General features: G+C 64.3%; 4 protein-coding genes and 1 tRNA gene. 4 read left to right on the top strand and 1 reads right to left on the bottom strand.

All coding sequences use genetic code 11. From position 1 onward, the window contains the following. Nucleotides 1-226: carbamoyl-phosphate synthase domain-containing protein (locus Q1J79_RS04565; protein WP_300297136.1), on the bottom strand; the 226-nt coding region annotated here is incomplete at its 3' end. Nucleotides 227-524: 298 nt separating this feature from the next. Between Q1J79_RS04565 and Q1J79_RS04560 the strand changes: the two genes are divergently transcribed. From Q1J79_RS04560 to Q1J79_RS04545, 4 genes are all read left to right on the top strand, one after another. Continuing rightward, nucleotides 525-983: a GatB/YqeY domain-containing protein gene (locus tag Q1J79_RS04560; RefSeq protein WP_300297134.1), complete on the top strand. Its 459-nt coding sequence runs from the start codon at nt 525-527 to the stop codon at nt 981-983. A 70-nt stretch (nt 984-1,053) separates the two neighbouring features. Next, a complete protein-coding gene (dnaG, locus tag Q1J79_RS04555; protein ID WP_300297132.1) occupies nt 1,054-2,883 on the top strand; it encodes a DNA primase in 1,830 nt (609 codons plus the stop codon). Between the two features lie 61 nt (nt 2,884-2,944). Then, nucleotides 2,945-4,999 (top strand): RNA polymerase sigma factor RpoD, encoded by a 2,055-nt coding sequence (rpoD, locus tag Q1J79_RS04550; RefSeq protein WP_300297129.1) that lies wholly within the window; start codon nt 2,945-2,947, stop codon nt 4,997-4,999. Between the two features lie 50 nt (nt 5,000-5,049). After that, nucleotides 5,050-5,126, top strand: a tRNA-Ile gene (locus tag Q1J79_RS04545). The last annotated feature ends 76 nt before the right edge of the window (nt 5,127-5,202 follow it).

Raw genomic sequence — 5,202 nt, 5'->3', positions numbered from 1 at the left:
CGACATTGCCGATATGCGGGAAGGTGAAGGTGATGATCTGGCCGGCATAGGAGGGGTCGGTGAGGATTTCCTGGTAGCCGGTCATCGAGGTGTTGAAGCAAACCTCGCCGACCGAGTCGCCCTCGGCGCCCAGGCCCTGTCCCCAGAACACGCTGCCATCCGCCAGCACCACAACGCCGGTATAGCCCGGGCCGGGGGGGGCGGCGTATTTCGGTGTCTCGGCCATCGGGGACTCCATCACTCAGTCTGGCAGGCTGCAGGCCGCAAAAAACCACCGGAGGGCGATACGGGGAACCCGGCTCCGGCGGTACGGCACAGCTATTCTACGGTGATTTCGGCGGCGGCGGGCGCCGCGTCAACCGAGGCCGGACCATATCAAAACCCAAGCCATCGTCAAGACCGGAGCATCGGTTAAAAAGGCTGAAAAATCATATATTTATTCCTTTTGCGAGTCGCCCCCGCTTGGGCTATGCTGCGCGCCTTTCAAAAACCGCTCCGATTCCGTTACCGCTGGGGGACACACGATGCTGCGCGAGACGCTCAACCAGGCGCTCAAGGATGCCATGAAGGCAAAGGACGCGCCGCGCCTGGCCACCCTGCGCCTGATTCTGGCGGCCCTGAAGGACCGCGACATCGCCGCCCGCACCTCGGGCGATGACCGCGCCGGGATCCCGGATACCGATATCCTCGCCCTGCTGCAGACCATGATGAAGCAGCGCCGCGAGTCGATCACTCTCTACGAGCAGGGCGGCCGCCAGGATCTGGCCGACAAGGAAAAGGCGGAAATCGCCGTCATCGAAAGCTTCCTGCCGAAACAGCTGTCGGAAGCCGAGGTCGAGGCCGCCGCCAGGGGCGCCATCGCCGAGGCGGGCGCCCAGGGCATCAAGGATATGGGCAAGGTCATGGCTATCCTGAAGACCAGATATGCCGGCCAGATGGACTTCGCCAAGGCCGCGGCTATTCTTAAAAGCCAGCTGAGCTGAGCGCCTCCGAGTCGCCCGAGTCGGGTCGGTCGGACAGGCGGAAACAGGCAGAACCGGCGCAGGGAGAAGCATGGCGTTCCCCGATTCCTTTCTTGAGGAACTGCGCAACCGGTTGCCGCTGTCGGGGGTGGTTGGCCGTTCCGTCCGCCTGATCAAGCGCGGCCGGGAATTCACCGGCCTCTGCCCGTTCCATAACGAAAAAAGCCCATCCTTCACGGTCAACGACGACAAGGGCTTTTTCCATTGCTTCGGCTGCGGCGCCCATGGCGACGTGATCGGCTTCGTCATGCGCAACAACGGCCTGGCCTTCCCCGAAGCTGTTGAGCAGCTGGCGCAGGAAGCCGGCCTGGCCGTGCCGCAGGTGCGGCCCGAAGACCGCCAGAAGGCCGACCAGGTCGCCACGCTGGGCAAGGCGATGGAAGAGGCCACCAAGTGGTTTCAGGCCCAGTTGCAGGCCAATGTGGGCGCCGAGGCCCGCGTCTATATCCAGAAACGCGGCCTGAAGCCCGAGACCATCGAGCGTTTCCGCATGGGCTATGCGCCGCAGAGCCGCACCGCCCTGAAGGAGGCCCTGCTGGCGCGCGGCATCCCGGAGCCGCTGCTGATCGAAAGCGGCCTGCTGATCAAGCCCGAGGATGGCGGCCCGAGCTACGACCGCTTCCGCCATCGGGTGATGTTCCCGATCGGCGACCGCCGCGGCCGCATCATTGCCTTTGGTGGCCGCGCGCTTGATGCAGACGCGCCGGCGAAATACCTCAACTCGCCGGAAACCCCGCTCTTCCACAAGGGCCGGAACCTCTACAATCACGCGCTGGCGCGCGAGGCAGCCCGCGAAAGCGGCACGGTCGTTGTGGTGGAAGGCTATATGGACGTGATCGCCCTGGCCCAGGCCGGCATTGAGCATGCCGTGGCACCACTGGGCACCGCGCTGACCGAAGAGCAGATCGCCCTGCTCTGGCGGCTCTCGGCCGAGCCGATCCTGTGTTTCGACGGTGACAATGCCGGCTGGCGGGCCGCCCTGCGGGCCGCCGACCGGGCCCTGCCCCTGCTGGAACCCGGCCATTCCTTCCGCTTCGCCATCCTGCCTGGCGGGCAGGACCCGGACGACCTGGTCCGCAACCAGGGCCGTCAGGCCATGGAGGAGGTGCTGGCCGCCGCCCTGCCGCTGGCCGATATCCTGTGGCGACGGGAAACCGAGGGGCGGCCATTGGATACTCCGGAACGCCGGGCCGCCCTGGAAGCCGCATTGTACAGCCTGGCTGGCCAGATCAGGAATCCGGCGGTACAGAGCCATTACCGCGACCATTTCCGTACCCGCCTGCGCACCCTGTTCGCCCCGCCACCCCGGACCTGGACCCCGCGCAATCGTCCGGCATTCACCCCCGGCGGCCGGCCGCAGCAGCCCGAAGGGTTCCGCGGCCCCATGGCGGCCAGCCAGGGAAGAACAGAAAAGGCCCTGATTGCCGCGGTTCTGGCCCATCCCTGGCTGCTGGACGAGCATGGCGAGGCCTTTGCCGCCCTGGCCTTCCCGCAAGGGCCGCTTGACAGCCTTAAGAGCCGGATTCTAGAAGAAGCCTCCCGCCATCCGGGTCTTGACGGCGAGGCCTTCGCAACCCATCTCAGGCAGCGAGGACTCGGCGCTCAGCTCGACCTTGTGACTGGCGAGGCCGGGCGGATTCTGGAGCCGTTTGCGCGCAGCGAGACCCCACCGGACAAAGTTGAGCGAGGGTGGTGGCAGGCCGTGCAGCGTTACCGGTTGGCGGAACTGGAGCAGGAGCTTGCTGCGGCGGAGGCCGAGCTGGCGAACAATACCAACCCCGAAGCATGGCAGCGTTTCGTGGCCCTGAAGGCAGAGGTCGGTTCGGCGCGCAGTCAGGTTTCGGCATCGGATACGGATTGAGCCGTTCCCTCAACGGGGCGGCTTTGTGTTTTTTACGAGATAGGAAGAGTTAGGAACCGGCATGGCGAAACAAGCAGCGGCACCTGACGCCTCGGAAGCGCCCGAAAAGGAAGAGACCGTCGACACTCCGTTGATCGACGCGTCGATGGCTGCGATCAAGCGCATGCTGGCGAAGGCCAAGGAGCGCGGCTACGTCACGTATGACGAGATCAATGCCGTGCTGCCGCCAGAGCAGGTTTCTTCCGAGCAGATCGAAGACACCATGGCGATCCTGTCCGAGATGGGCATCACCATCGTGGAATCCGAGGAGCAGGAAGAAGCGCCGGCCGACAAGGAAGAAGCCGAGGCCGAGGGCGGCGAGGTCGCCGAGGGCGAGACCGCGCCAGCCAAGGCCGAGGTCGATCGTACCGACGATCCGGTACGCATGTATCTGCGCGAGATGGGCTCGGTCGAGTTGCTGTCGCGCGAGGGCGAAATCGCCATCGCCAAGCGGATCGAGGCCGGCCGCGAGAAGATGATTGGCGCGATCTGCGAAAGCCCGCTGACCATCCAGGCCATCGTGAAATGGCGTGACGACCTGGTCGACGGCAAGATCCTGCTGCGCGACGTGGTCGATCTGGAAGCGACGTTGGGCGGCGGCGCCGGCCCGGACAATGCCGCGCTGGAGGGCGTCGAGGAAGAGGAAGCGTCTGGTGCTGCCGCGCCGGCTCCCAAGGTCGAGGCCAAGCCGGCCAAGGCCGAAGCCCCTGCCCCGGTGAAGGTCGAGAAGAAAAAGACCAAGGACGCCGAGCCCGAGGCCGAAACCGCGCCGGCGCCGGAAGAGCTGGACGAGGAAGACGAAGCCAACCTATCGCTGGCCGCCATGGAAGCCCAGCTCAAGCCGCAGGTGCTGGAAGCTTTTGACGCCATCGCCAAGCATTACAAGAAGCTGCAGAAGACCCATGAAGAGCGCCTGCAGGCCGCTCTCGTACATGCCGATATCGATGCCAAGAAGGACAAGTCCTATCTCAAGCTGAAGCATGAGATGGTGCATCTGATGGAGTCGGTGCATCTCAACAACACCCGCATCGAAATGCTGGTGGAGAACCTGTATGGCCTGAACAAGCGGCTGATGATGCAGGAAGGCAAGCTGCTGCGTTGCGCCGAAAGCTTCAAGATTCCGCGCGACGAATTCATCAAGCAGTATGAGGGCCAGGAACTCGACCCGAAATGGCTCGACAAGGTCGCCAAGCTGAAGACCCATAAGGGCTGGGCCCGCTTCGGCGAGGCCGCACCGCGTGAAGTCAATCCGATCCGTGAGCAGATTGCCGCCATCGCCACTGAGTTCGGCATGCCGATTTCCGAATTCAAGCGCATCTACAAGCAGGTGCGCGAAGGCGAGCGCGAAGCCAGCGTGGCGAAGAAGGAAATGGTCGAGGCCAACCTGCGCCTCGTCATCTCGATCGCCAAGAAATACACCAATCGCGGCCTGCAGTTCCTCGACCTGATCCAGGAAGGCAATATCGGTCTGATGAAGGCGGTCGACAAATTCGAATACCGCCGCGGCTACAAGTTCTCGACCTATGCCACCTGGTGGATCCGGCAGGCGATCACCCGTTCGATCGCCGACCAGGCCCGCACCATCCGCATCCCTGTGCACATGATCGAGACGATCAACAAGATCGTCCGCACCTCGCGACAGATGCTGCACGAGATCGGCCGCGAGCCGACCCCGGAGGAGCTGGCCGAGAAGCTCGCCATGCCGCTCGAGAAGGTGCGCAAGGTGCTGAAGATCGCCAAGGAGCCGATCAGCCTCGAGACGCCGATCGGCGACGAGGAGGATTCGCATCTCGGCGACTTCATCGAGGACAAGAACGCCGTATTGCCAGTGGATGCCGCCATCAACTCCAACCTGCGTGAAACCACCACGCGGGTGCTGGCCACCCTCACCCCGCGCGAGGAACGCGTGCTGCGCATGCGCTTCGGCATTGGCATGAACACCGACCACACGCTGGAAGAAGTGGGCCAGCAATTCTCGGTGACGCGCGAACGTATCCGCCAGATCGAGGCCAAGGCGCTGCGGAAGTTGAAGCATCCGAGCCGCTCGCGTAAATTGCGCTCGTTCCTCGATACCTGAGGTTCCCGCCCCGGCCTCGCGCCGGGGCGTCCCGCTCCGCCTTCTCGCGTGGGCCTGTAGCTCAACTGGTTAGAGCCGGCCGCTCATAACGGTCTGGTTGCAGGTTCAAGTCCTGCCGGGCCCACCATTTCCCCCTTCCCTTCGCATTCCACCCCCCGCCGGCGGCGTTTGTTGATCCAGCGCAAAGTCGGTTCCCGGGAAAG

It is taken from the genome of Ferrovibrio sp. (genome assembly GCF_029255545.1).
In the GTDB taxonomy this organism is placed as follows: domain Bacteria; phylum Pseudomonadota; class Alphaproteobacteria; order Ferrovibrionales; family Ferrovibrionaceae; genus Ferrovibrio.
The sequence above is the reverse complement of the archived record's forward strand: the minus strand, read 5'-3'. Positions and strand labels throughout refer to the sequence as shown.